The sequence below is a fragment of the Actinomadura formosensis NBRC 14204 genome, assembly GCF_001552155.1.
Classification (GTDB): Bacteria; Actinomycetota; Actinomycetes; order Streptosporangiales; family Streptosporangiaceae; genus Spirillospora; species Spirillospora formosensis.
This window is the reverse complement of sequence record NZ_BCQQ01000007.1, coordinates 69,175-91,844: the sequence shown is the minus strand read 5'-3', so window position 1 is coordinate 91,844 and position 22,670 is coordinate 69,175. Positions and strand designations below refer to the sequence as shown.

20 protein-coding genes are annotated in these 22,670 nt (G+C 70.9%); 11 read left to right on the top strand and 9 right to left on the bottom strand.

The window, feature by feature from the left end:
• Positions 1 to 320: 320 nt before the first annotated feature.
• The gene (purL, locus tag AF1_RS03185) at positions 321 to 2,522 is read left to right on the top strand and encodes a phosphoribosylformylglycinamidine synthase subunit PurL (RefSeq protein WP_174548813.1); all 2,202 of its coding nucleotides are present in this window, start codon (positions 321 to 323) and stop codon (positions 2,520 to 2,522) included.
• Positions 2,523 to 2,615: 93 nt separating this feature from the next.
• The gene (locus AF1_RS03180; protein WP_207393972.1) at positions 2,616 to 2,831 is read left to right on the top strand and encodes a PLD nuclease N-terminal domain-containing protein; all 216 of its coding nucleotides are present in this window, start codon (positions 2,616 to 2,618) and stop codon (positions 2,829 to 2,831) included.
• A gap of 54 nt (positions 2,832 to 2,885) precedes the next feature.
• Here AF1_RS03180 and AF1_RS03175 read toward each other — a convergent pair whose 3' ends face one another.
• From AF1_RS03175 to AF1_RS03165, 3 genes are all read right to left on the bottom strand, one after another.
• Positions 2,886 to 3,845, bottom strand: coding sequence for a coiled-coil domain-containing protein (locus AF1_RS03175; RefSeq protein ID WP_067793462.1), 960 nt, complete (start codon positions 3,843 to 3,845; stop codon positions 2,886 to 2,888).
• A gap of 174 nt (positions 3,846 to 4,019) precedes the next feature.
• Positions 4,020 to 5,183, bottom strand: coding sequence for a S8 family peptidase (locus AF1_RS03170; RefSeq protein ID WP_067793461.1), 1,164 nt, complete (start codon positions 5,181 to 5,183; stop codon positions 4,020 to 4,022).
• A gap of 156 nt (positions 5,184 to 5,339) precedes the next feature.
• Entirely contained in the window at positions 5,340 to 7,271 is a 1,932-nt protein-coding gene (locus AF1_RS03165) for a serine/threonine protein kinase (RefSeq protein ID WP_067793460.1), read from the bottom strand.
• A 120-nt stretch (positions 7,272 to 7,391) separates the two neighbouring features.
• Between AF1_RS03165 and AF1_RS03160 the strand changes: the two genes are divergently transcribed.
• The 3 genes from AF1_RS03160 (at position 7,392) to purM (ending at position 10,415) form a co-directional block, all read left to right on the top strand.
• The gene (locus AF1_RS03160; protein WP_067793459.1) at positions 7,392 to 7,835 is read left to right on the top strand and encodes a sterol carrier family protein; all 444 of its coding nucleotides are present in this window, start codon (positions 7,392 to 7,394) and stop codon (positions 7,833 to 7,835) included.
• A gap of 103 nt (positions 7,836 to 7,938) precedes the next feature.
• Entirely contained in the window at positions 7,939 to 9,393 is a 1,455-nt protein-coding gene (gene purF, locus AF1_RS03155; RefSeq protein ID WP_067793458.1) for an amidophosphoribosyltransferase, read from the top strand.
• A complete protein-coding gene (gene purM / locus AF1_RS03150; RefSeq protein WP_067793457.1) occupies positions 9,390 to 10,415 on the top strand; it encodes a phosphoribosylformylglycinamidine cyclo-ligase in 1,026 nt (341 codons plus the stop codon). The genes purF and purM overlap by 4 nt, the downstream gene beginning before the upstream one ends.
• Before the next feature lie 298 nt (positions 10,416 to 10,713).
• Here the strand turns inward: purM and AF1_RS03145 are convergent, their stop codons facing one another.
• Together AF1_RS03145 and AF1_RS03140 are read right to left on the bottom strand one after the other, a co-directional pair.
• Positions 10,714 to 10,920, bottom strand: a complete 207-nt coding sequence (locus AF1_RS03145) for a DUF3073 domain-containing protein (RefSeq protein ID WP_067793456.1) — start codon at positions 10,918 to 10,920, stop codon at positions 10,714 to 10,716.
• A 316-nt stretch (positions 10,921 to 11,236) separates the two neighbouring features.
• Complete coding sequence (locus AF1_RS03140; protein WP_067793455.1) at positions 11,237 to 12,319, bottom strand: Leu/Phe/Val dehydrogenase; 1,083 nt, start codon at positions 12,317 to 12,319, stop codon at positions 11,237 to 11,239.
• 126 nt (positions 12,320 to 12,445) lie between these two features.
• On the opposite strand from AF1_RS03140, the gene AF1_RS03135 reads away from it, so the two are divergent.
• Entirely contained in the window at positions 12,446 to 13,327 is an 882-nt protein-coding gene (locus tag AF1_RS03135; protein ID WP_306303149.1) for a hypothetical protein, read from the top strand.
• Between the two features lie 272 nt (positions 13,328 to 13,599).
• On the top strand, positions 13,600 to 13,803 hold the full coding sequence (gene bldC / locus AF1_RS03130; RefSeq protein WP_012850682.1) for a developmental transcriptional regulator BldC: 204 nt from the start codon (positions 13,600 to 13,602) through the stop codon (positions 13,801 to 13,803).
• A gap of 113 nt (positions 13,804 to 13,916) precedes the next feature.
• Here bldC and AF1_RS03125 read toward each other — a convergent pair whose 3' ends face one another.
• A complete protein-coding gene (locus AF1_RS03125; RefSeq protein WP_067793453.1) occupies positions 13,917 to 14,606 on the bottom strand; it encodes a TetR/AcrR family transcriptional regulator in 690 nt (229 codons plus the stop codon).
• Positions 14,607 to 14,882: 276 nt separating this feature from the next.
• Between AF1_RS03125 and AF1_RS03120 the strand changes: the two genes are divergently transcribed.
• The 4 genes from AF1_RS03120 (at position 14,883) to AF1_RS03105 (ending at position 18,985) form a co-directional block, all read left to right on the top strand.
• The gene (locus tag AF1_RS03120; protein WP_407642194.1) at positions 14,883 to 15,989 is read left to right on the top strand and encodes a LacI family DNA-binding transcriptional regulator; all 1,107 of its coding nucleotides are present in this window, start codon (positions 14,883 to 14,885) and stop codon (positions 15,987 to 15,989) included.
• A 316-nt stretch (positions 15,990 to 16,305) separates the two neighbouring features.
• The gene (locus AF1_RS03115; protein WP_067793452.1) at positions 16,306 to 16,557 is read left to right on the top strand and encodes a hypothetical protein; all 252 of its coding nucleotides are present in this window, start codon (positions 16,306 to 16,308) and stop codon (positions 16,555 to 16,557) included.
• Between the two features lie 83 nt (positions 16,558 to 16,640).
• Positions 16,641 to 17,474: an N-acetylmuramoyl-L-alanine amidase gene (locus AF1_RS03110; protein ID WP_306303148.1), complete on the top strand. Its 834-nt coding sequence runs from the start codon at positions 16,641 to 16,643 to the stop codon at positions 17,472 to 17,474.
• A gap of 71 nt (positions 17,475 to 17,545) precedes the next feature.
• Positions 17,546 to 18,985, top strand: coding sequence for a DUF7059 domain-containing protein (locus tag AF1_RS03105; RefSeq protein ID WP_067793451.1), 1,440 nt, complete (start codon positions 17,546 to 17,548; stop codon positions 18,983 to 18,985).
• Here AF1_RS03105 and AF1_RS03100 read toward each other — a convergent pair.
• The 3 genes from AF1_RS03100 to AF1_RS03090 all read right to left on the bottom strand — a co-directional run bounded on the left by AF1_RS03100 (position 18,978) and on the right by AF1_RS03090 (position 22,508).
• Complete coding sequence (locus tag AF1_RS03100) at positions 18,978 to 20,216, bottom strand: sodium:proton exchanger (protein ID WP_067793450.1); 1,239 nt, start codon at positions 20,214 to 20,216, stop codon at positions 18,978 to 18,980. The genes AF1_RS03105 and AF1_RS03100 overlap by 8 nt on opposite strands.
• 79 nt (positions 20,217 to 20,295) lie before the next feature.
• Positions 20,296 to 21,366, bottom strand: coding sequence for a quinone-dependent dihydroorotate dehydrogenase (locus AF1_RS03095; RefSeq protein WP_067793449.1), 1,071 nt, complete (start codon positions 21,364 to 21,366; stop codon positions 20,296 to 20,298).
• A gap of 38 nt (positions 21,367 to 21,404) precedes the next feature.
• Positions 21,405 to 22,508 (bottom strand): hypothetical protein, encoded by a 1,104-nt coding sequence (locus tag AF1_RS03090; RefSeq protein ID WP_067793448.1) that lies wholly within the window; start codon positions 22,506 to 22,508, stop codon positions 21,405 to 21,407.
• Positions 22,509 to 22,670: the final 162 nt, after the last annotated feature.

Sequence of the window (22,670 nt, the reverse complement as noted above, 5' to 3'; positions counted from 1 at the left end):
AGCCCGTCATCCACCCGAACACGGGTCCGCTCGCGCTTCCGCGCGCCGAAGGTCCCGGTACGGGTCCGCTGCCGCGCATCGGCCGCGGCACCGGCCCGCTGCCCGCGATCGGGGCCGGAACCGGCCCGCAGCCCGCCGTCGGGTCGGGCACCGGCCCGCAGCCCGCCATCGGCTCCGGGACGGGCCCGCAGCCGTCCATCGGGCGGGGGACGGGTCCGCTGCCCGCGATCGAGGCGTCCGTCCCGGCCTACAACGGCACGGACACGGTCGCCATCGCCGCCTCCTCCCCCGAGCGCCGCCAGCCGCATGTCGAACTGGGGATGAATGACGAGGAGTACCAGCGCGTCCGGCACATTCTCGGACGCCGCCCCACGTCGGCCGAGCTGGCGATCTACTCGGTCATGTGGAGCGAGCACTGCTCCTACAAGAGCTCCAAGGTGCACCTGCGCCAGTTCGGCGACAAAGCCCCGAAGACGGACAAGCTTCTAGTCGGCATGGGGGAGAACGCCGGTGTCGTGGACATCGGCCAGGGTTGGGCGGTCACCTTCAAGGTGGAGTCGCACAACCACCCGTCCTACGTGGAGCCGTACCAGGGCGCCGCAACCGGTGTCGGCGGGATCGTCCGCGACATCATGTCGATGGGGGCCCGCCCTGTCGCGGTAATGGACTCGCTCCGTTTCGGCCCGGCGGACGCCCCCGACACGCAGCGCGTCCTGCCCGGTGTGGTGGCCGGTGTAGGCGGCTACGGCAACTCGCTGGGCCTGCCCAACATCGGCGGTGAGACCGTCTTCGACGCCTGCTACGAGCAGAACCCGCTCGTGAACGCCCTGTGCGTCGGCGTGATGAAGCACGAGGACATCAAGCGCGCCGTGGCCCCGGGCCCCGGCAACAAGGTGATCCTGTTCGGTGCCCTGACCGGCCCGGACGGCATCGGCGGCGCGTCCGTGCTCGCCTCCGCGACGTTCGATGAGGAGTCGCACCAGAAGCGGCCGTCCGTCCAGGTGGGCGACCCGTTCATGGAGAAGCTGCTCATCGAGTGCTGCCTGGAGCTGTTCAAGGAGGACCTCGTCGTCGGCATCCAGGACCTCGGCGCGGCCGGTGTGTCCTGCGCGACGACGGAGCTGGCCGCGGCCGGCACCGGCGGCATGTACGTCGACCTCGACACCGTCCCGCTCCGCGACGAGACGCTCACTCCCGAGGAGATCCTCATGAGCGAGTCGCAGGAGCGCATGATGGCGGTGGTGTCGCCCGACAAGGTCGACCGCTTCATGGAGATCTGCGCCCGCTGGGAGATCCCCGCGACGGTGATCGGCACGGTCACCGACACGCGCCGGCTGGTGATGACGTGGCGGGGCGAGACGATCGTCGACATCCCGCCGGTCACGGCGGCCGACGAGGGGCCGGTCTACAACCGCCCGATGGAGCCCCCGCACGACCTCGGCGCCCTGCAGGCCGACACGCCGGGGCGGCTCACGCGTCCGTCCACGGGCGACGAGCTGCGCCGGACGGTCCTGTGGCTGACCGGGTCCCCGAACCTCGCCAGCAAGACGTGGGTGACGTCGCAGTACGACCGGTACGTCCTCGGCAACACCGTCATGGCCATGCCCGAGAACGCGGGCGTGGTGCGCATCGACGACGAGTCCGGTCTGGGCATCGCGCTGTCCCTGGACGGGAACAGCCGCTACACGCGTCTCGACCCGTACGCGGGCGCGCAGCTCGCGCTGTCGGAGGCGTACCGCAACGTCGCCGCCACGGGCGCGCGGCCCCTGGCCGTCACCAACTGCCTCAACTTCGGCTCCCCGGAGGACCCGGGGGTCATGTGGCAGTTCGCACGCGCCGTCGAGGGCCTCGCGGACGGCTGCCAGTACCTCGGCATCCCGGTGACCGGCGGCAACGTCAGCTTCTACAACCAGACCGGGGAGACGCCGATCAACCCGACTCCGGTCATCGGCGTCCTCGGCGTCCACGACGATGTGCGCCGCCGGGTGAACATGTCGCTGACCACCGACGGCGCCACGATCGCGCTGCTCGGCGAGACCCGCGAGGAGTTCGGCGGCTCGGAGTGGGCGCACGTCGTCTACGGCCACCTGGGCGGCCTGCCGCCGCTGGTCGACCTGAAGGCCGAGGCGGCGCTCGCGTCCGTCATGGTCGCCGCCGTCCGGGACGGTCTCGTCACGGCGGTCCACGACCTGTCGGACGGCGGCCTGTCGCAGACGCTGGTGGAGTCGTGCCTGCGCGGTGGCCTCGGCGCCCGCATCACGCTGCCGGGCGACCCGTTCGTGGCGCTGTTCAGCGAGTCGGTGGCCCGCGCGATGCTGGTGGTCCGTCCGGGCGCTGAGGCGCGCCTGGCGGCCCTGTGCGAGTCGGCGGGCGTCCCGGTCTCCCAGATCGGTGTCGTGGGCGGTGACGCGCTCCACGTGACCGGACGCGGCCCGGAGGGCGACCAGCAGGAGCTGTTCAGCATCGGCCTGTCGGAACTGCGCGAGGCCCACGAGCGCATGCTTCCCAGCTACGCCGACTGACCGGCCGGCCGAGGGCGCCCCCCACCGGGGCGCCCTCGGCGCGCCGTACGCCCCCGGCTAGCCTGAGAGGACAACCGGCCTCGGGGGGACATCGTGAGTGGCAGGAAGTGGTCCGAGCTCAGCCGGCGGGAACGCTCGCTCGTCATGGGCGCCGGGGCGGTGCAGGTGACGCTGCTGGCGGCCGCCCTGGTCGACATCCAGCGCCGGCCGGCCGAGCAGATCAACGGCCCGAAGCGGCTGTGGCGCGTGCTCGCCTTCATCAACTACGCGGGGCCGATCTGCTACTTCCTCTTCGGCCGCAAGAGGTGACGTCAGGACGTCCCCTGCCGAGGACGTCCTGACACGTTCAGCGGACCGCCACGTCTAGAAGACCGAAATGTGGACGTGGTCGTAGTGGTTGGCGGTCACGCCGCCGCGGTTCTCCATGGCGCGCCAGCCGGGGCTGCGCATGTCGTAGATGCGCTGGCGCCAGATGACGTACTTGATGCCGAGGGCGCTCGCGTGCGAGATGGCGTACTGGGCGGTCTGGTCGCCGAGGGCCTGGGCGCTGCCGCTCGCCATCACGCCGCCGGTCGTGACCATGAAGTCGCAGGCGTGGCCGGTGCCGTGGTCCTGCGGGTCGCCGGTGAGGCGGACGCAGCCGATCGTGGGGAAGGGGCCGAACTCCACGTCGAGGGTGTTCTTGACCTTCAGCATGCGGGGTGTGACACCGCCCATGCCGACGCTCGGCGATTCGGGCTTGTACCTCTTCACCAGGGCCTTGATCTGGGCCTGGCGGCTCTTGAGGTCCTTCAGTTCCTTCTTCAGGTCCGCCATCTTCTGCTGGGCCTGCTTGCGGGCCTGGAGCTGGTCGTTGACGAGCTTCTGGATCTGCGCGACCTTCGCGGCCTTGTTCTGCGCGAGGTGACTGACCAGGGTCGCGTTGCTGAGCACGTCGCTCGGGTTGGCGTCGGACAGGAAGGTGACGGTGGGGTCCTCGCCGTTCATCATGTACTGCGTCGCGGCGAGCTGGGCGACGAGGTCGCGGGCCTCTTGGAGGTCGCGTTCGAGGGCGTTGGACTTGCTCAGCGCCTTCTTCGCCGCGTACTCGGCGTCCTTCAGCTTGGCGAGGTCGCCGCCGTACTCCTTGTCGAGCTGCTCGATCTGACGGTTCAGCTTGGCGAACTTGGCGCTGTCGCCCGGGTCCAGGGGGACGGAGGCGGGCGGCGCCGCGATCGCGGCGGGCGTGCCGGCGCCGGCCAGCGGCAGCGCGGCGGTGATGGCCACGAGCGCCGCGGCGACGCGTCGTCCGCCATGCCGGCGCGTGGAGGCGGGGCTCTCCACGTGTTCTCCTCTCCTCACGGCCGTGGGTATGGAGGTCCGCAGGCTCGAAGGTCAGCGAGCATTAGGGAACCGTCTGTGCCTGGCAAGGGTAGACCCCTGGGGGCGGTGGGACGGCTTCACACGCGAGAAGCCCGGCTCCCTCGCTGGGAGCCGGGCCATTTTACGCGACAGGTGTCACAGCTTGCCCTTGTAGAGGAGCCGGTTGGGCTGCGAACGCAGGTTCTTGAGGCTGTGCGTGGAGTTGTCGTTCAGCCACTTCTGCACTTCCGGGAAGCCGGCCGACCTGTGGGTGGTCAGGTAAAGCGCAGCGACACCGCTGACGTAGGGGGTGGCCATGGACGTGCCGCTGTACTTCTGGGCTCCGCCGCCGGGGACGGTGGACCAGATGCCGTAACCGGGCGCGTTGATGTCGACGCACTTGCCCCAGTTGGAGAAGGACGCGCGGTTGTCGTAGGAGGTGGTCGCGCCGACCGCCATGACCCAGCTCGCGCTGGACGGCGAGAAGTTGCAGGCGTCCTTGTTGTCGTTGCCCGCGGCGACGGATACGAAGACCCCGGACTTGGACAGGTTCATCACGGCGGTGTTCAGTGCCGTGGACTTCGGCCCGCCGATGGACATGTTCGCGACGGCCGGCTTGGCGGCGTGGGTGCGCAGCCAATTGACGGCGTCGATCACCTCCGACACGTAGCCGGAGCCGTCACAGTCGAGGACGCGCAGCGCCCGCAGGTTGACGGACTTGGCGGCGCCGTAGGTCTTGGAGCCGATGATGCCCGCGACGTGGGTGCCGTGACCGTTGCAGTCACTTCCGTCGCCGCCGAACGACTTCGCCGTCCAGGCGATGGAGGCGCGGCCCCCGAACTCCTTGTGCGTGACGTCGAGGCCGCTGTCGATGATGTAGGCGTTCACGCCGCTGCCGGACGACTTGTAGTAGTAGCTCTTGGAGAGCGTCCTGGACCGCTGGTCGATCCGGTCGAGTCCCCAGGGCAGGGGGGAGTACTGGGTCGTGTTCGCCTTGATGACCTGGTCCTGCTCGATCGCGGCGACGCGGTTGTCGTGGCGCAGCTTGTTCAGCTGGTCGTCGGTGAGCCGGGCGGCGAAGCCGTTCAGGACGCCGTCGAAGTGCTTGACGCCCGTGGCGTTGACCTTCTTGGCGGCGGCGTCGGAGGACGCCCCGGCCTTCAGCGTGACGATGTACTGGCCGGGCACGGGGGTGCCCTTCGCCGCGGTCACCTGCACGAGGGACCCGGAGTCGTCGGCGAGCACGGGGAGCGCGGCGGCGGCGCCCAGGCACGTCGCGACCGCGCCGGCCAGCAGCAGCCTTCGATGGACAGCCCGCAAGGCCTCTCCTTCAGTCGGGGGATCGCTCGGCGAGCCCCTTCACATGATCGATTTTTCGACCGAGGGAAAACCTTAGCGGAACTGTCCTGATATGAGATGACAAACTGGGCATCTTGCCAGATGTGGCTTTTTTGTTGCCCGGGGCCTGGCCCCAGGTCAGCCGCGGGTGAGCTTGCCGCCGTAGCCGAGCCCCGTCCCCGGCCTGTTCCACATGTATTGCAGCGTCCCATCCGGCCGCCGGGTGACTTCGACGACTCCACTGGTGCACGGCTTGGCAATGGCCAGGTTCATCTTCAGCACGCTCTCTGTGCCACTGGTCAGCGTTAGGGTGCCGGTGCACTTCTCCCGTGGATACACCGCGTGCGCGGTGGTGCCGCCTGCCTCGAAAGTGACCTCCACCGGGAAGGCCACCTTGCGGTTGGTGTTGACGGCGGTCCCCTTCCACGTCCCCGCGAACGAAGCCGGGATTGTCGTCACCGGACGGTTGCTGGACGTGTTCGTGCTGTTCGGAGGCGGGCCGCCGCCGTCGTCTTTGAGTTGAGGCCACAACACCAGCGTGATGATGGCGATACCGACGCCGACGCCGATGAACAGCGAGAGGGCGACGCCGAGCACATGGTTGCTGGGACGCCGCATCTTCACGATGGACGACAACGGTGACGCGCCGCGTTCGCCTGTGTCGCGCCCACGCCCGAGACCCGGGACGAAGTGCGGGGCGGACGCGGCGCCGTTCGCGTGCTCCTGAAGGTCGACCGCGTCGAACATGGCCGTGGGGTCGGGACCGACCGCGTCGAACCTCGCGGTCTGGTCGGCCGGGGCCGGCTCCTCCTGACGGTCCGAGCCGACGGCGTGGAAGGTCGTGGTCGCCTCGAAGGCCGCCGGGTCCAGATCGGCGAGCGGCTCGGGCTCGGGCTCCGGCGCGGGGCGCGGTCGGCGCGTGAGCGAGAGCTTCCCGAAAAGGGGCAAGGCCGGCGCCGGGGCACCCTGCGCAGGGCCGGGTGATGTGAACCCGAGCTGGGGAGCGACTCCCAGCGGACGCTGGGGCGCCCCCAGGGGAGGACTCGGCGGCGGGACGTTCTGCCGGGGGGCCGGATCCGCCGCCTGTTGGGGAGCCGTACCCGCCGCCTGTTGGGGAGCCGTCTGTTGGGGAGCCGTCTGTTGGGGGGCCGTCTGTTGGGGGGCCGTCTGTTGGGGGGCCGTCTGTTGGGGGGCCGTACCCGCAGCCAAGGCACGCCCCTCCTCGGCCATGGAAGGCGGCAGGCGGCCGGGGAGCGGGCTCGTCGCGCCCAGAAGCCGTTCAAGGATCTGCGCCGCCGTAGGACGCTGTGCGGGGTCCTTGGCCAGAGCAGCGGTCATGACCTCGTGCAGGGAATCGGGGGCGCCCGACAGATCCGGCTCGTCGTAGACGATCCGCTGCATCACCTCGGACGGTGAACCGTCCCCGAACGGCGGCTTGCCCGTAGCGGCGAACAGAAGGGTCGCCGCCCATGAGAACACGTCCGCGGCCGGCCCGAGGCCCATCCCGCTCAACTGCTCAGGGGCCTTGTAGGACGGGTCCTCCGTGTTGTGCCCCGTGAAAGCCGCGTTGACCGCGTCCAAGGCATGGACTATGCCGAAGTCGCTCATCCGGGGCCCGTTCGGGCCCAGCAGAACGTTCCCCGGCTTCAGGTTGTGATGAAGGGCGCCCGCCCGATGGACCGCCGCGAGAGCGACCGCCATACCGACCGCCACACGCTCGACGACGATGCCTCCACGCGGGCCCTCCTCGTCCACGAGCTGCTGGAGGGACGGCCCGTCCACGCATTCGCTCACCACGTAGGGACGGTCACCGTCCACATCGGCGGCCAGGATCGCCGCCGTGCAGAACCCGGACACCTTCCGGGCGGCGGAGAAGGCGTCGGCGAACCGTGACCCGGCGGCGGGCTCGCCGCTGAGCCGCACGTGCAGGACCTTCACGGCGACGGGGCCGCCGGCCGGGTCCCCGCCGAGGAAGACGGCGCCCTGCTCACCGACGCCGAGCCGGCCCGTGATCTCGAACGAGCCGAGTTTTCTCGGGTCACCGGGTTGCAGAGGCAGCGCCTCGGGCATCTGACGAACCTCCGTGTCCGCCGGGGACCGCGTCCCCGGTCACCTGCTCCCCCCGTGGCTGATCGGGGTCCTTTCTATCGTCTGCGCCGCACCGCGACCGACCGGGTAGCGTCATGTGCGATGCCCCGAACTCCGCTTTCTCCCCTCGTCCTGAACGAGCAGCGCGCCGCGCTCGGGCTGGCGCCCTACATCGGTGCCGACGAGCCCGCCGAACTGCGCCGGGCCGCGCTGGACACCGTCCTCGCCTGTGTCGAGGCAGGAGGCGCCGAACCGTCCCGTCCGGTGGTGAAGGGGGCGGTGCGGTTCCTGCTCGACCGGCTCGCCGAGTTGGCCCCGGGCCGTTCGGTGGAGGTCCGAGTCCCTCCGCACGCCGCCGTCCAGTGCATCGACGGCCCGCACCATACCCGCGGTACCCCGCCGAATGTGGTGGAGATGGACGCTACCGTCTGGGTTGCTCTGGCCACGGGCCGCCTGGCCTGGGCGGACGCGATCGCGGACGGACGCGTACGTGCCAGCGGCGCACGCGCAGACCTGTCGGGCCATCTCCCCCTGCCCCTCGATTGAGACCTCGTTGTACGGGAGTATCCGCCCTGTTGGAGAGGGGTGAGGCGCCGTTGGGGCAGGCCACCGATCGGAGCAGGCGAATCGGGCATCTAGACTGATTGCCGTGCCTCTCCGTGACGGACGTCTGAGCCACGACATCGATCCCTCCGACCGCGCTCCGCAGGACGCCTGCGGTGTGTTCGGCGTCTGGGTCCCCGCGGACCAGGCGTCGCGGGCCGAGGTGAGCAAGCTCACCTACTACGGCCTGTACGCGCTCCAGCACCGCGGGCAAGAATCGGCGGGAATCGCCGTCAGCGACGGCTCGCGCATCGTCGTGTTCAAGGACATGGGCCTCGTCGCCCAGGTCTTCGACGAGTCGGTGCTGAACACCCTGCGCGGCCACATCGCCGTGGGCCACTGCCGCTACTCCACGACCGGGTCGCCCACGTGGGAGAACGCGCAGCCCACGTTCCGCTCGACGGACGAGGGCGGGCTCGCGCTCGTCCACAACGGCAACCTGATCAACACCCCGGAGCTGGCCGGGCGGCTGGAGCCGGGGGTGCTGACCGCGACGACCGACACCGAGGTCCTGACGGCGCTGCTCGCCCTCCACGGCGAGGGCGGCCCCACGGCGGCGGCCAGGGAGATCCTCCCGGACACGCGCGGCGCGTACTCCCTGGTCTTCATGGACGAGGGAACGCTCTACGCCGCCCGCGACCCCGAGGGCGTCCGGCCGCTCGTCCTCGGCGCCCTGGAGGCCGGCGGCTGGGTGGTGGCGTCCGAGACGGCCGCGCTCGACATCGTCGGCGCCCGCCTCGTCCGGGAGATCGAGCCGGGCGAGCTGGTCGCGATCGACGGCGCCGGCGTGCGGTCCGAGCGGTTCGCCAAGGCGCGCCCCAAGGGCTGCCTGTTCGAGTACGTGTACCTGGCCCGGCCCGACACGACGATCGCCGGACGCAGCGTCCAGGCCACCCGCGTCGAGGTAGGACGCCGGCTGGCCCGCGAGCACCCCGTCGAGGCCGACATGGTCATCCCGACGCCGGAGTCGGGCACCCCCGCCGCGATCGGCTACGCGGAGGCGTCCGGCATTCCCTACGGCCAGGGACTGGTGAAGAACTCCTATGTGGGGCGGACGTTCATCCAGCCGTCCCAGACGATCCGGAAGCTCGGCATCCGCCTCAAGCTGAATCCGCTGCGCGAGGCGATCGAAGGCAAGCGGCTGGTCGTCGTGGACGACTCGATCGTGCGAGGCAACACCCAGCGTGCGATCGTGGCGATGCTGCGGGACGCGGGCGCCGCCGAGGTGCACGTCCGGATCTCCAGCCCGCCCGTGTCCTGGCCCTGCTTCTACGGCATCGACTTCGCGACCCGCGCCGAGCTGATCGCCGGGGACCTGTCGGTGGAGGAGATCCGCGACTCCATCGGCGCCGACTCGCTCGGCTACATCTCCCTGGACCAGCTCATCTCCGCCTCCCAGATCGCCAAGGACAACCTGTGCCGGGCGTGCTTCGACGGCGTCTACCCCATCCCGGTGGAGCAGGACGCCCGCGGCAAGCACCTGCTGGAGGTCGGCCGGTGACGTCCTATGAGGCCGCCGGCGTCGACATCGCGGCGGGCGAACGGGCCGTCGAGCTGATGAAGTCCCGGGTGGCGCGTTCGCGTCGCCCCGAGGTCGTCGACGACGTCAGTGGGTTCGCGGGGCTCTTCGACGCCTCGGCCTTGCTGAAGTACAAGCGTCCCCTGCTCGCGACGTCCACGGACGGTGTCGGTACCAAGGTCGACCTGGCACGACGTCTCGGCATCTATGACACGGTCGGGCACGACCTGGTCGGCATGGTCATCGACGATCTGGCCGTGTGCGGTGCCGAGCCGCTGTTCATGACCGACTACATCGCCTGCGGCAAGGTCGTCCCAGAGCGGATCGCCGACATCGTCGGCGGGATCGCGGACGCCTGCGCCCTGGCCGGATGCGCCCTCGTCGGCGGCGAGACCGCCGAGCACCCCGGCCTGCTGGACGCGGACGAGTTCGACCTGGCGGGCGCCGGGACGGGCGTCGTCGAGGCCGACGAGATCCTGGGCCCGGATCGTGTGCGCGCAGGGGACGTCGTCCTCGCCATGGCCTCGTCCGGCATCCACTCGAACGGGTACTCGCTCGTCCGGCACATCCTGGCCACGACCGGCCTCACTCTCGAAGCCGAGCCCGCCGAACTCGACCGTCCGCTGGGTGAGGAACTCCTCACCCCGACGCGCATCTACGCCAAGGACTGCCTGGCGCTGACCCAGGCGGGCGGAGTGCGCGCCTTCGCGCACATCACGGGCGGCGGGCTCGCGGCGAACCTGGCACGCTCCCTGCCATCGACCGTGGACGCCGTGCTGAACCGCTCCTCGTGGGAGGTTCCGGCCCTGTTCCGCGTCCTGCAAGCCCACGGGAACGTGCCCCAGCCCGAGATGGACAAGACGTTCAACCTCGGTGTCGGAATGGCCGCGATCGTGAGCCCGGACGGCGCCGACGAGGCGCTCCGCCTGCTGACCTCCCGCGGCGTGCCCGCCTGGGTGCTCGGCGAGATCACCGAGGGCATCGGAAAGGCGACCCTGGTCTGAGGCCCGGGGTCTGCCGAAGGCCGGGGTCTGCCGACCGGTGGCCCGAGAGGGCCGGCGCGACCTGGAAACGAGCGTGTGACCGGCTGAGAGGCGCGCTGAGCGCCTCTCAGCCCTCAGACGTCACACGGGAAGCACTAGCCGCCGAAGTCGCCCCAGAGGCGCTCTCGGCGGCCGACGGAGACCATGACCCACACACCCCCATGAGGGAAGACCGCGGCGAACATGCAGAAGTCACGACAAGGCAGAAGTCACGACAAACGCCACTGCCCGGGGCGGGCAGTGGCGTCCTGTCGGCCGGTCAACCGGAGGTGCCGTCCTTGCGGTCCTCGGTGCCGTAGTCGTCGGCGTAGTCGGCGTACTTCTCGGCGAGCTCGTCATAGGAGCTGTCGCCGGAGTCGTTGACTCCCAGTTCGCTCTTCAGGCGGTCGAGGTCCGTGTTGCCGGTGTTGTACTTGAGCTGCCGGGCAACCTTTACCTGCTTGGCCTTGGCTCGGCCGCGACCCATTGGCTCGACCCCCTCGATGGTCAGGGCTTTCGTGGGCCCATCAACGCGCGCGTGTACCACACGAACCGGTGCCTGATGAGCCATGCGTCAGTCACGGGTACAACCGTACCCGTTTTGCGCCTGGCTCGGTACATTGACGGTGCGTGGCGGCGCTCCTGTTGCTGATAACAACAGTGTATCCGGCGGTCACGAGTACGTGACAAGGCTGCCGTGGGACGGTCTTACAGTGCCCCACGGCCACCCTCACAACGGTCTTGCAACGGTCTAAGCGGGGCTGGGATGCCCCCTCCGGACCGGGTGCGCGGACGCCGGGACGTCAGAGGAAAATGCCGCGCAACCTCCCGATCTGCGACATCCGGCGCTCCGCGAGGCGGTCGGCGGCCACCGCCGGCGGGACGCCCTCGTCGGCGGCCAGCGCGAAGATCTTCCGGGTGGTGTCGTAGATCCCGGTGGCACGGGCCTTGGCACGGTCGAAGTTGAACCCCTCGATCTCGTCCGCGACCTGGATCACACCGCCGGAGTTCACCACATAGTCGGGGGCGTACAGGATGTCGCGGTCGGCGAGGTTCTTCTCCACACCCGTGTGGGCGAGCTGGTTGTTCGCGGCCCCGCAGACCACCTTGGCCTGAAGCAGAGGCACGGTGTCGTCGTCGAGGGAGCCGCCCAGCGCGCACGGCGCGTACACGTCGAGGTCCGCGCGGATCATCGCGCCGGCATCGGCGACGACCTCCACCTCCGGGTGCAGTGACCGGACCTGGTCGACTGCGGCCTCGTTCACGTCGCAGATCACGACGTCCGCGCCGTCCTCACGGAGGTGCTCCACCAGCCGGTGACCGACCTTGCCGACACCCTCAACCCCGACCCTCTTGCCGCGCAGCGTGGGCGCCCCCCACACGGTCTCGGCGGCGGCGCGCATGCCCTGGAACACACCGAACGCCGTGAGGATGGAGGAGTCGCCGGCGCCGCCGTGCGCGACCGTCCGTCCGGTGACGAAGCGGCACTCCCGCGCCACGATGTCCATGTCCTCGCTGAACGTGCCGACGTCGCACGCGGTGTAGTAGCGGCCGTTGAGCGACTGGACGAACCGTCCGTACGCCCTGAGCAGCGCCTCGGACTTGTCGGTGGCGGGGTCACCGATGATGACTGCCTTGCCCCCACCGAGGTCGAGCCCGGCCAAGGCGTTCTTGTAAGCCATCCCCCGGGACAGGTTCAGTACGTCGGTGAGGGCCTCCTCCTCGGAGGCGTACGGGAAGAAGCGGGTACCCCCCAGGGACGGGCCCAGCGCGGTGGAGTAGATGGCGATGATGGCGCGCAGACCGCTGGCCTCGTCCTGGCAGAAGACGACCTGCTCGTGTCGGGATTCGCTGCCCTTGTGGGGCGGCCCGAAGACATTAGGCACGGTAGTGCCCTCCTCTCTGTCTCTAAGATCAGACTAGGGCGCCGGATGGCATCACGCCCGGCCGGATCTCATGTCACGATGCGGGTTGTGCTTCCGTACGCCGCGTACCTACGGATTTATGAACCGGTGACCGCCTTCCCGGAGCCCGCGCGGACCCTGTGGACGGCCTACGCCGATTCCAGGCGGCGCCCACGGCGGATCCACGCGCTCGGAGTGGAACACCGCGAGGCCGCGCTCAGGCTCATCGGCTCGCCGCCGGAGGTCGTCCCGGAGCAGGAGAGCAGGGACGCCTACGTGCGGCGTGTGGACGACATGATCTACGTGTGCCCGTGGGGGACGCGGCTGCGCTCATGGCTGGCCTTCGAGCGGTTCAGGAGCGAGCAGGCCGCCGGCATCGCGGCCGCGTTCGTCCCGCCGCCGGCGGCCGAGCGGGCGGTGCGCGACTTCGAGCACTGGAAGCAGGCCGGCCGGTCGCTGCGGCCGCACATCCTGACGAGCACCTGGCACGTTCCGCCGGACTGGTTCGTCCCGTTCGCGCGCGGTGAGCGGTGCCTGATGCTCGGCGCGCCGGGGACCGGATACCGCAGGTCCGCCGACGCGCCCGAGGAACTCGCGGGTCACGGCCCGGCGACGGCCACGCCCGCGCGCACCCTCAGCTACGTCACCTCGATGGGCGAGGCGCGCCGCCGGGTGGCGGGCGCGCTGCCGGTGGTGCGCGAGAACGACCTCGGCGACGGGACGGAGGAGGGCCGTCTCCTGCCGGCCGGGCAGCTGGAGACGCTGGGCCGGTGGCTGGACGGGTTCCACCCGAGCGCGCTGGTCGAGCTCGACTACGGCGGGCTGGTCCATCTGCTGGACGACCGGGCGCTGCGCGCGGACGAGTCGGTCGCCGAGATGACCGTGGCCCTCACCGGGATGGAGCGCGGCGAGGTCGAGCTGACCGTGGCGATGTACAAGCGGCTCCTGGCCCGCTGGAGGCCGATCCGGGCGCTTGAGGCGGCGAACTAAAACAAATTTCCCGAATCCGCGCGCGATACGACTATACGTGTCGCTAGAATCACACAGCGTGACTCGATGGCCATCCGGCAGGCGCGGCACCCGGTTCCCGGGGGGATGTTTGCACGTAACTACCGCCAGGAGCTTGCTTGTTGCGTTGAGTGGTGGCAAGGTTACACGTTGTGATGTCATAGTGGCTCTTTCGGGCCATAGGGGACATCAGTGACCACGCGAGTATCAATCGCAGGATCGCTGTCATCGGTCCAGGAGGAGAGGCCGCAAACATGTCAGCACGTACGCCAGAGGCCGAGCCCCTGCTCACGCCGGCGGAGGTGGCGACGATGTTCCGCGTCGACCCCAAGACCGTCACGCGGTGGGCTAAGGCGGGGAAGCTCACGTCCATCCGGACACTGGGGGGGCACCGTCGTTACCGCGAGGCGGAGGTGCGGGCGCTGCTCGCGGGAATCCCGCAGCAGCGGTCGGAGTAGCGAGACCGGTATCCCGCCCGTGAACTCGCGGGCGGGATCCGGCCTACCCAAAATTTCGGACACATACGGATCAATCGTCCACAATTGGACAACCAGCTCCGGGGCCCGGAAGGCTACCCGCTCATCTCCTCTTGGGAGAGGCGGTCGAACAGGGCGCCGGTGTCGGGGTCGTGGCGTCCCGCCGTCTGCATGGTGACCGCAAGCTGGTCGACGAGCAGGCGCTCCAGGTCCGGGCGGGGGATGTCGCGGTTCTCCAGCCAGTCCAGGCCGGCGGTCTCCACGATCGCCATCCAGCAGCGCAGCGTGATGCGCAGGATCGGCGGCGGGGCCGCCACGTCCAGCGAGTGCAGGATGCGGTCCAGGAGCAGCTGCCGGGTTCCGTCGACGATCTCGCCGGCCTCGCCCGAGCGGTCCGCCGGACCGCCGCGCAGCAACGCCGTGTAACCGGCGGCGTGGCTCTCCACGAAGTCGAAGTACCGCTTCAGTGAGATGCGCAGCCGTTCCAGCGGCTTACCCTCCGTGGGCGGTTCCAGCAGCACCGACAGCTTCTTCGCCGCGCTGCGCAGCGCCGCGATGTACAGCTCGTGCTTGCCGCCGAAGTAGTGGTAGACCAGCGCCCGCGAGGCGTCCGCCGCCTCCGCGACGTCGTCGATCGAGATGTCCTCGGGCGACCGGGTGCTGAAAAGCTGCAGCGCCGCCTCGATCAGTTCGTCTCGCCGTTCGTCCACACTGAGCCTGCGCCGGCCTCGCCCGCCGCGCTGCCGGCTTCGCGCCTTGTCACCGGCTACCGCACGATCTGCCACCCGGGCAGCGTATCCGAGCCCGGCCCATGGCAACCCTCGGTGACCAAGGATGAGGTGGGCTTTTCACCGGGTCGTGGTCGTCCCCGGACCCGACTGTGATCCAGAACACCACAGACCCGAACCACCATTCACGGATGACCGTTACTCGCTGTTGCCACGCTCCGGGGAGCAGGCGCGGCATCATGGCATCTCCTCCCGAGCGGGAGGACGGCGCGCCGGCTCCCCCGACGGTGCGCCGTCGCGGCAGGTCCTGCAGGTCCCCCTGGACGGAGTGCCATGTCAGCTGATGAAGCAAGCCCCCCGCACAACAGGCAGGGAGAGTGCGCGGTTCCCCGGCCGCGCAGCGGATCCTCTCCCGCCGCACACGACGAGGGGAGGGCCGCGCCCGCACCGAAACCGACAATCCGCAATGTCGCCGAGCGTGCCGGCGTCTCCAAATCGCTCGTCTCGCTGGTGATGCGGGGGTCACCGCATGTGAGCGAACGCCGGAGACAGGCCGTCCTCCAGGCCGCCCGCGAACTCGGCTACCGGCCGAACGCCGTCGCGCGGAGCCTGGTCGAGGGACGCACCCGGCTGATCGGCGCCATCGTCGCCGACCTGCACAACCCCTTCTTCGCCGAGTTCCTCGACGGGCTGCAGGAGAGCCTGCACGGCGAGGGCCTGCGGATGCTGGTCGGCAGTGGCCGCTGGGACCCGCTGTTCGAGGCGGAGGCCGTCGAGGCGTTCCTGGAGATGCGGGTGGACGGGCTGGTGCTGCTCAGCGTCGTCCCCGAGTCGCTCAAGGAGGCGGCGGCCAGCGTCCCGGTGGTGGTCGTCGGTGAACGCGACGTGGTCGGCGTGGACATCGTGGTGGACGACGACGAACTCGGCGCGAGCCTGGCCGTCGACCATCTCGTCGAACTCGGTCACCGCCGGATCGCCCACATCGAGGGCGCGCGCTCGACCACGGCGCGCTACCGCCGCGCCGGCTACGAGAAGGCGATGCGCCGGCACGGACTCGCCGACGAGATCGTCGTCGAGTCCGGCGACTTCACCGAGGACGGCGGCTACCGTGCCGCCTGTTCGCTGCTGCGCCGCGACGCCCGGCCGACCGCGATCTTCGCTCCCAACGATCTGGTCGCGACCGGCGCCCTCTCGGCCGCCGACGAACTCGGCATGGGGGTCCCCGCCGACCTGTCGATCGTCGGCTACGACAACACCCATCTCGCCGCGATCCGCCACGTCTCGCTGACCAGCGTGGACCAGCCGCGCCGCGACATGGGACGGGTGGCCGCCGAGTTACTCACCGCGCGCATCGGCGATCCGTCCCGGCCCGCCCGGCAGAACCTGGTCGTCCCGCACCTGGTGGTGCGCTCGACCACGGGGCCCGCTCCCGCCCTGTGATCCTCCCTCGGTAAGCCCCTCGGCAAGCCCCTCAGTAAGCCCCCAGGTAAGCCGAGGTACGTCCCCCCGCCTTTCACAACGCTCCCGCATGTTCATTCCACGTCCCGGCCGGCGAGGCCGTGCCCGTGGCCGGTCATGGCCGGGTACGGCGACGGTAAGGGGTCGGCCAAACCTGCCGCATTGGCCGGCTTCCCGCACGCCGCCGGGGGGTTAATGGGACTCATCGTCCGACGGGTGGACCCGGGCGGTCTCGGGGGAGACCGCCCGGACGAGGCCCCGCGGACGGACACCGGAACATCCACAGGGAGGTCGGTTCGTGCCTGATCCGGAACTGGCGTCGTGCGCGCAGCGCGCGGCGAGTGAACTGGAACGTGCCTGGTCGGAGTGGCGGCACGCGCGGGGCCTGGGCGAGCAGATGCCGGGATCCGCGATGGCGGGGTCCGTCGCCAGCTATGTGGCCCATTCGATCGACCACCCGCGGGGCCGGCCCCGCGTGGTGCTCGGCCTGGACGCGGACGAGGCGCAGGCCCTCGCGGCGCTGCTCGGCGATGAGGACCCGCGTCCCTGATTTCCCGGACTTCGTTTGACGAACCACGGTCACCGTGCAGACTGTCAGGGTCGATAACGAAGTCATCACGAGGGAATTGGCCTGTGCGAATCCATCGAGGCGGCCCCGCGGTCGCCGGTCTCGCGCTGTGCCTCGGCGCGCTCACCGCGTGTACCGGCTCCTCCGGTCCGCCCGCCGCCCAGGGGGAGACCGCGGTCCCGCCGCCGGCCACCGGGTCGCCGAAGGCCAAGCGGAAGCCCGCGTCCGCGAAGGACGGCGCGTCCGCGCTGGACGGCAAGGTCGTCGTCATCGATCCCGGGCACAACGGCGGCAACGCCGAGCACCCGTCCGAGATCAACAAGCAGGTCAGGATCGGCAACGGCAGCAAGGCGTGCGACACGACCGGCACCGAGACCAAGGCCGGTTACAGCGAGCACGCCTTCAGTTGGGACGTCTCGAACCGGCTCGCCAGGCTCCTGCGCGCTCAGGGCGCCAAGGTCACGCTGACCCGCAAGGACGACAAGGGCGTCGGCCCCTGCATCACCGAACGCGCCGCGATCGGCAACAGGCTCAAGGCCGACGCGGCCGTGTCGATCCACGCCGACGGCGCGTCCCCGTCCGGCCACGGTTTCCACATCATCGAGCCGCTGTCCATCGGCAGTAACGCCGCGATGGTGTCCGGCTCCACCAGGCTGGGCACGGCGTTGCGGGACGCCTACCACGAGGGCACCGGCATCCCGTACTCCAACTACCTCGGCAAGAACGCCATCGACCGCCGCGACGATCTCGGCGGCCTCAACCTGTCGACCGTCCCCAAGGTCTTCATCGAGTGCGGCAACATGCAGAACCAGGGGGACGCGGCGAGACTCTCCAGCGCCTCCTTCCGCCAGCGCATAGCCGAATCCCTGGCGGAGGGCTTCGAGACCTACCTGTCCTGACCGCCCCCGGCCTGCCCTGACCACCGCCGTGCTGCGCGCCCGGCAGGGCGTGCAGGAGGCAGGATGGGCGGGTGACTGATCTTTTCCGGGTGCGGGAGTCGTTGGTCGGGGCCGGGTACACGGTCGGCGGGGTGCGGGAGTTGCTCGGGCCCGTCGCCGGCGGGGCACTGGCCCGGGACGAGATCGTGCCCGCGCTGCGGGCGACGCGGGGCGGATCACCGGTCGAGGCGCTGACGCGGCTGTTCTGGCTGCAGGTGCCGGTGCCGGCCGCCGCGATCGCCGCGGACGACCTGGTGGCGGCGGGGCTCGCCGAGATGTCCGGTGGCGAGTTGCGGGCGCTGCTGCGCGTCGAGCCGCTGGAGGCGGTCGACGGGGACGGACATGCCGGATATGCCGTGTCCGATCTGAAGGTGCGGCCGGGTGCGGGGCACGTGCTCGCGGCCGATCACGTGGTCGGCGCGGGCGGGGCGTCCGGGAACCTGGCCCGGCTGGTTGTCCACAAGCCTGTGGACAACGTGCTCGATCTCGGGACGGGAAGCGGGGTGCAGGCCGTGCATCTGGCGGGCCGGAACCCGGCGGCGGGCATCACGGCGACGGACGTCAACCCGCGGGCGCTGGAACTGGCCGCGATGAGCTTCGCGCTCTCCGGGGTGGCCGGCGCCGAGCTCCTGGAAGGATCGTTGCTGGAGCCCGTCCGGGGGCGGCGGTTCGATCTGATCGTGTCGAACCCGCCGTTCGTCGTCGCGCCGTCCGTGGGGCCTCGCTTCACCTACCGGGAGTCCGGGATGGCGGGTGACGAGTTCTGCCGGCGGCTCGTCGCGGAGGCGCCGGAACACCTGGCGGAAGGCGGATACTGCCAGCTCCTGGCCAACTGGCTGCATGTCGAGGGGATTCCGTGGGAGGAGCGCGTCGGCGCCTGGGTGGACGGGTGCGACGCGTGGATCGTCCAGCGGGACGTCCAGGATCCGGCGGAATACGCCGAGTTGTGGCTGCGGGATTCCTGCGAGGCCGGGACGCCCGAATACCGGGCGCGGTATGAGGCGTGGCTCGACCATTTCGAGCGGCACGGCGTCACCGGCATCGGGTTCGGGTGGATCACGTTGCGGCGGAGCGAGCGTCCGGCCGTCCGGATCGAGGAACTGCGGCACGCCGTCGAGCAGCCCGTCGGCCGCTATGCCGGCGAGGTTCTGGACGGCCTCCGCAGGGGCGCGGAGTTTTCCACAACCTGTGGACAGGTGCTCGCGGCGGCGCCCGGACTCGTCCAGGAACAGCTCGGTCCGCCCGGCGCCGAAGATCCGGAGCGGATCGTGCTGCGGCAGACCGGGCGCCTGCGCCGTGCGGCGGGGGTCGGGACGGTCGAGGCCGCTCTCGCCGGGGTCTGCGACGGGACACTGCCGCTCGACCCGCTGCTCGACGCCATCGCCCAGCTCACCGGCATGGACGCGGGCGAGGTCCGGGCACACGCCGACGCCGTCCTGCCCGAACTGATCGCCGATGGTTTCTTCACCTAGACCGGACGACCGTCGCCATCGCCGTGCCCAGCTCGCGATACCGCGCGATCAGCACGGAGAACCCGATCGCCAGGTAGACGCCCGACAGGACCAGCCGGGCGCTCTCGCCCGGCAGGACGAACTGCACCGCGAACAGCACGAACAGCGCCGCCGCCTCCCACCGTCTGAAGACCAGGTCGATGAGCAGGCCGAGGCCGAGGACGGTCTGCGCGGCGGTCAGCAGCACCTCCTCGATCTGCCGGGAGTCGAGCGGCAGCGACCAGGCGCCGCCGCCGATCCGGTAGGCGAGCGGCAGGGTGCCGATCAGCAGCGTCCACTGGTTGACCTTGCTCGACAGCAGCGTGCCGAGCGCGTCGGCGTCGCGGAGCCGCCATGCGAACATGACGGCGACGAGCAGTTCCGGCGCCTCGGACGCGAGCGGCGCCAGCCACTGCACCAGCAGGAACTCGTCGATGCCGAGCGACGCGCCCGCGTCCACCAGCGCGTTCGCGAACGGCTTGGCCGACACGAACACGAGGGCCGCGCCGAACCCGAACCCCGCCCAGGTCAGCATGCGCCGTTCCCGTTTCGGCAGCCTGACCAGCCGGGCGGGGACGCCGGCGAGCTGCTCGATGTCCTCGCCGCCGCCGCGCGAGATCCGCGCCAGGTAGAGGACGTACACGGCGATGAGGACGATCGCGAGGTACCACCCGATCTCGCCGGTCAGCGCGGGGATGAAGCCGAGGACGGACGCGAGCGCGAGGAAGCCGAGTTCGACGCGGTGCGGCGGGGTCAGCCGGACGTCCCGGCGGCCGGGGCCGCGCGTGGCGTGGCGTCCCCTTCGCCGGGAAAGGCGGCGGACGCCGAGCGTGAACGCCAGCACCACCAGCGCCCACCCGACGCCGACGAGCAGCCGGTTCGCGCCCGTCATGTTGGCGGCCGCGTAGGCGGTGTACTGGGGTCTCGTCCCGGCGGCGTAGGCGTAGTAGAGGTCGACCCCGTACTCGGGCAGCACCGCGATGAGGGCGAGCAGCGCCAGCGCGAGCGCGCCCGACATGTCGGCGCGGGCCGTCTCCGCCGCCCACATCAGCACAATCGCCGCCGCCAGCACCCCGGCGCCGAAGATGACCATGGCCGCGACCGGCGGCGGGGACAGCCCGGCCGCCCGCGTCACGACCGCGGGGAGCGCGAGGAGCAGTGCCAGTGTGACCCGGACGAGCAGGGTCGCGCGGGGGATCGACTCGCCGGCCATACCTGCCCCGTGCCCCGCAGCGTCCCGCCGATGCCCGCCCGCCGGGAACCAGCGCGCAAAGCCCGGCCGCGCGGGGCGGTCAGCGGCGGGCGTCGTCCAGGGTGCGGAAGGCGCTCGCGCGCAGGCGGCGGGACAGGTCGCGGTTGACGCGGTGCGCCCAGAGCGGACCGCCGTAGATCATCCCGGTGTAGCCCTGGACGAGCGTGGCGCCCGCGCGGATGCGTTCCCACACGTCGTCGGCCGTCTCGACGCCGCCGACCGAGATCAGCACGAGCCGTCCGCCGGTGCGGGCGCGCAGCCGCCGCAGGACGTCCAGCGACCGCTCCTTCAGCGGCGCGCCGGACAGCCCGCCGGTCTCCTTGACCAGCGCGGGCGGGCTGTGCAGGGCGTCCCGGCCGATGGTGGTGTTGGTCGCGATGATGCCGTCCAGGCCGAGGTCGAGGGCGAGGTCGGCGACCGCGTCGATGTCGTCGTCGGCCAGGTCCGGCGCGATCTTGACCAGGAGCGGAACATGGCGGGACGACACCCGGTCGGCGGCCTCGCGTACCGCCGTCAGCAGCGGGCGGAGATGCTCGACGGCCTGGAGGTTGCGCAGGCCGGGCGTGTTGGGGGAGCTGACGTTGACGACGAGGTAGTCGGCGTGCGGGGCGAGCCGCTCGGCGCTCGCCACGTAGTCGGCGGCGGCCGACGCCTCGGGCACGACCTTCGTCTTGCCGATGTTGACGCCGACGATCGTCCCGGCGGGCCGGCCGCGCAGCCGCCGGGCGGCGGCCTCGGAGCCCTCGTTGTTGAAGCCCATCCGGTTGATGACCGCCCGGTCGGGGACGAGCCGGAACAGTCGCGGGCGCGGGTTGCCGGGCTGCGGGCGTCCCGTCACCGTTCCGATCTCGACGTGCCCGAACCCGAACGCGCCGAGCGCCCGGTAGGCGACCGCGTCCTTGTCGAACCCGGCGGCGAGCCCGAGCGGGCTCGGGAAGTCCAGTCCGAGCGCGTGCACGGCGAGGGCCGGGTCGCGGGGTGCGAGCAGCCGGCGCAGCAGCGGCGCCAGTCCGGGCACGGACTGGATCGCGCGAAGCGCCCGCAAGGTCAGGTGGTGGACGCTCTCCGCCGGGACGCGGGCGATGACCAGTGAGAACAGGAGTCGATACATCGCGTCGATTATCTCAGCCCCATCCGGCGGAACGGTGATCAGTGCCCGCGAAACGCGCGGCGGAGCGTGAGACGGACGTCGCGGCCCGCCTCCCGCATCGCCTGGCGAGCGGAACGGACCGGCTCCCGCACCGACACCCGCCACATCTTGCGGATGCCGTCCCCGATCGGGCGCAGCACGCTCGTCCGTACCGCGCGCGCCGGGGCGACGATGAACGTCCGCCCGAGCCGGCGCAGCATCCGGGTCGCGAGCCGCCACGTCCCCGCGGCCCCGGCGGCGACCGGGGCCAGGAGATGGCGCCGCACGGCACGGGCGGGCAGGACGACCAGCACGCGCCCCAGCCATCGGAGGCACCGCCCGAGCAGCCGCCACGACCAGACGATCGCGGATGCGAAGGCGTACAGGCCGGACGCGAGGACGCTCCCGACCGTGCCGAGGACGAAGAGGACCCCGCGTCCGAGCCGGGCGAGGCCGAGCAGCGGCGGCCGCAGGACGTACCGCCACAGCAGCACGGCGGGCATGACCACCAGCACGCCGATCAGCAGTGCGATCCCCTGGAAGAGCAGCATGAACCCGCGCCCGGTGACGGCCAGCAGCCAGGCCGGCCCCTGGCCGAGCCACCGCAGCGGGCGCAGCAGCACGAACTCCAGCACCCGCCCGAGTCCGCGTCCGAGCAGCGCGAGGAACCGGCCGACCGGGGCGATCAGCACGCGGTGGAGCCACCGGCCGAGCCGCCCCGACCCGCGTCCGAGCCGGCGCAGGAAACCGAGGATCATCGCGATGGCGAGCCATCTCAGCGGCCGGACGACGAGGAGGTCCAGCAGCGCGCCGATACCGCGTCCGATGGCCATGACCAGCCGTCCGAGCGGGGCGAGCAGCCGGCCGTACAGCGCGAGCCAGAGACCGCGCAGCATCCGGCCGATGAGCCGCGCCAGCCGTCCCGGCGCCCGCGTCAGCCGCCGCCAGACCGCGCGGGCACCCCGTCCGGCCTGCACGAAGAGGTCGTGGACAAGCCGCAGCGGCAGCACGATGACCAGTGCGACGATCCGCGCCGGAACGACGATCCAGGCCGGCCCCGGTCGTGCGGGGGGCGGCTCCTTGCTCAGATTGATCGTGCTTCCCGCGGGGTTCTCGCCGGTCACTGCGTCCTTCCTTACTGCTCTTCGTCTGCTTTGACCCAATTCGCCGGCGTCCGGTTCCCGGTTGAACCAGTCCCGCGTGCGCGCCGTATTTCCTGTCGATCCGGAAGGGCAGCGCAGCCTCGGATCGAAGCGCTGGGCCCGGCCCGGAGCCGGGCCCAGGAC